Raw genomic sequence first — 2,998 nt, forward strand, 5'->3', positions numbered from 1 at the left:
AGGTAGCTCGCCAGTGCCGCACCGCGCGTATCGGCACCGCGGCCCGAGACCCCCACGCCGCGCAGCAGCGCCCGCACCGGCGCCGGCAGGCTCGCCAGGTGCTTGGCCGCGAGATCGTCGAGCCGCTCGCTCGGCGCAATCACCAGCACGTCGATCGGCCGCAGGCTGGTGCGCGCGAGCGCCTCCGGCTGCAGCAGCGACAGCGTGTTGTTGACCCGCTGCAGCCGCTCCACGTCCACCGCCAGCGCATCGAGAAAGATGTTCGACAGCGCATGGCCGGCGATCTGCGCGATGTTCGGGTAGTCGCCGTTCACCTGCCGGCGCCCCGGCGGCTCGTGCATGCGGCCGGCACCGACCACCAGGATGCGGCTCGCCCCCAGGTGCACCGCCGGCGAGATCGGCGCCGATTGGCGCATCGAGCCGTCGCCGAAATACTCGACCATGCCCTCGAAGTTCAAGGGCACGGCAGGGAACACGAACGGGATCGCGGCCGAGGCCAGCAGGTGCGGCACGGTGATCGCATCGCGCACCGCGACGCGTTGCGAACGCGTCCACGGCACGATGTCCTGCACCGAATCGTAGAAGGTCACGTGCGTGCCCGAGCTGTAGCTCGACGCGGTCACCGCCAGCGCCTTCAGGTGCCCGGCGTTCATCAGCTCGTGCAGCCGGCCCACCGACACCATCTGCCGCAGCAACGCATCGAGCGGCGAGTTGTCGAGCAGCGAGCGCGGGCGCGCGCGGCGCCAGCGGGCGATCACCCAGCCGATCGACATCATCGTCAGCCAGCGCGCGCCGGTGCGGATCACGCCGATCGAGTCGGAGCGGTACACCTGCTCGGCGCGGAAGTTCTCCCACACCTCGCACAGCGCCGCGACGGCCGCGTCGAAGTCGTCGCAATGGCTGGCCAGCGCGGCGGCATTGATCGCGCCGGCCGAGGTGCCGGTGATCACGGGGAAGGGATTGCTGCGGTCGTCCGGCGAGACCTCGCGGCGGATCTGCGCGAGGGCCTTCAGGACGCCGACCTGGTAGGCGGCACGGGCCCCGCCTCCGGTGAGGATCAGGCCCGTGGTGGGTGGTGGCGGCATGGGCCCCGAGTGTAGACACCCCGGGCCCGCCGACCGATCCGGTTCAGCCCGGATCAGTGGTCGTGCTTGTCGCGCTTGTCTTGCTTGTCGTGCTTGTCATGCCCGCGGCCATGGCCCCGGCCGTGGTCATCGCGGCGGTCGTGGTCATGCTCGTGCTCACGGCGCCAGTGCTCCTGGTACCAGTCCTCGCGCACGAAGTACACCGGCTGCCCGCAGGCCGCGTACTGGCCGCAGTAGCGCTTCCAGTTCTTCTGGTGTCCGGGCGGAACGCGCAGGTAGATCGGGCGGCGTTCGACGACGACCGTCGGCGGCTGCTGGATGATGATCGGCTGCGGGTTGATCACGACCGGCGGCGGCGCATTGCCGATGTCGATGCGGCCGTAGACGCCCGGCTGGCTGACGCTGACCGACACGCCAACGTCGGTGGCAAAGGATGATGCACTGGCAACGGCCAGCGTGATCAGGGCGAGTGCTTGCTTCATAACGACCTCCTGCGTGTTGACGCAGATCTGATGATGAACCTAGAACGTTGCTGAAGCGTGTGGTGCCGACAGGGAATGTGCCAACTCGTGACTACTGGTAAGTACTACTCGTAAACGATGCCGGCCCGCCCATGCGCGCTCTCGACCCAGCGCGCCAGCGCCGCATCGCTCGGGAAGAAGCGGCTTTCCTCGCCCAGGTCGAGTTCACCGACGGCCGCTTCGCGCTGCACCACCAACCGCACTGCCAGGCCCTGCGTCGTCGTGCCCTGGTCGGTCTGCACGCGCCGGCTCGGGAAGTCGCGCAGCACCTCGGCCACCGGCGGCACGCTGCCGTTGACCTCGACGCGCAGGTACTTGCCGAAGCGGCAGCGCGCGGTCGCGAGATCCCACACCTGCTGCACGTTCAGGCGCATGCCGCCGGAGAAGCGGTCGGGCTGCACCTTGCCGGAGACGATGATCAATTCGTCGTCCTTCAGCAGGTCCTTGTTGGCGTTCAACAGCTCCTCGTTGGCCACCGCCTCGATCGCCTCGCTCTTGTCGTCGAGCTTGAAGATCGCGACACGGCCGCGCTGGCCGTTGATCACCCGCAGGTCGCCGACGATGCCGGCCAGCATCTGCGGCTCGCGGCTGTCGATCACGTCGGCGATCTTGCGCTTGGCGAAGCGCCGCACCTCGTCGCCGCTCTGGTCGAACAGGTGGCCCGACAGGTAGAAGCCGAGCGCGACCTTCTCGAAGCTGAGCCGCTCCTTGATGCTCCACGGCGGCACCTGCACCAGCTCGGGCTCCTGCGTCGACGCTGCATGGGAGTCACCGAAGTCGAACAGCCCGCCCTGGTCGGCGTGCGCGGCCTGCGTGTCGGCGTACTCGAACGCGAGCCCGATGCTCGCCACCAGCAGCGAGCGCTCCGGGTGCAGCAGGTCGAAGGCACCGGCCTTGATCAGCGCCTCGACGGTTCGCTTGTTCATGCGGCTGCGGTCGACCCGCGCGCAGAAGTCGAACAGGCTCTTGAACGGGCCGCCGTCGGTGCGCGCCTGCACGATCGCCTCGATCGCGCTCTGGCCGGTGCCCTTGATCGCGCCCAGGCCGTAGCGCACCACCTTGTCGGCGACCGGCTCGAAGCGGTGCGTGCCGGTGTTGATGTTCGGCGGCTCGAAGGTGATGCCCAGCATCACCGCGTCGTCGTGGAAGATCTTGAGCTTGTCGGTGTCGTCCAGCGCGACGCTCATGTTGGCCGCGGTGAACTCGGCCAGGTAGTGCACCTTCAGCCAGGCCGTGTGGTACGCGAGCAGGGCGTAGGCGGCAGCGTGCGACTTGTTGAAGCCGTAGCCGGCGAACTTCTCCATCAGGTCGAAGATCTCGTTCGCGAGCGGCTCGGCGATGCCGTTCGCGGCCGCGCCCTCGGCGAAGGTCGCTCGGTGCTTGACCATCTCC

At 68.6% G+C, this 2,998-nt stretch carries 3 protein-coding genes; all 3 read right to left on the minus strand.

All coding sequences use genetic code 11. The features are described from left to right. On the minus strand, positions 1 to 1,085 hold a 1,085-nt coding region (locus AC1D15_RS24665; RefSeq protein WP_477828044.1), incomplete at its 3' end, for a patatin-like phospholipase family protein. A 53-nt stretch (positions 1,086 to 1,138) separates the two neighbouring features. Then, positions 1,139 to 1,567 carry a hypothetical protein gene (locus AC1D15_RS24670; RefSeq protein ID WP_465114006.1) on the minus strand — a complete coding sequence of 143 codons (429 nt, stop codon included), beginning with the start codon at positions 1,565 to 1,567 and terminating at the stop codon, positions 1,139 to 1,141. A 104-nt stretch (positions 1,568 to 1,671) separates the two neighbouring features. Continuing rightward, positions 1,672 to 2,998, minus strand: a 1,327-nt coding sequence (locus tag AC1D15_RS24675) for a helix-hairpin-helix domain-containing protein (RefSeq protein ID WP_477828045.1), incomplete at its 5' end; no start/stop codon positions are given.

The sequence above is a fragment of the Rhizobacter sp. P2_H2 genome, assembly GCF_056403375.1.

Bases quoted from the DNA above. Each gene is read 5' to 3' on its own strand.
- AC1D15_RS24670 (WP_465114006.1), bottom strand. From the start codon at position 1,567: ATGAAGCAAGCACTCGCCCTGATCACGCTGGCCGTTGCCAGTGCATCA.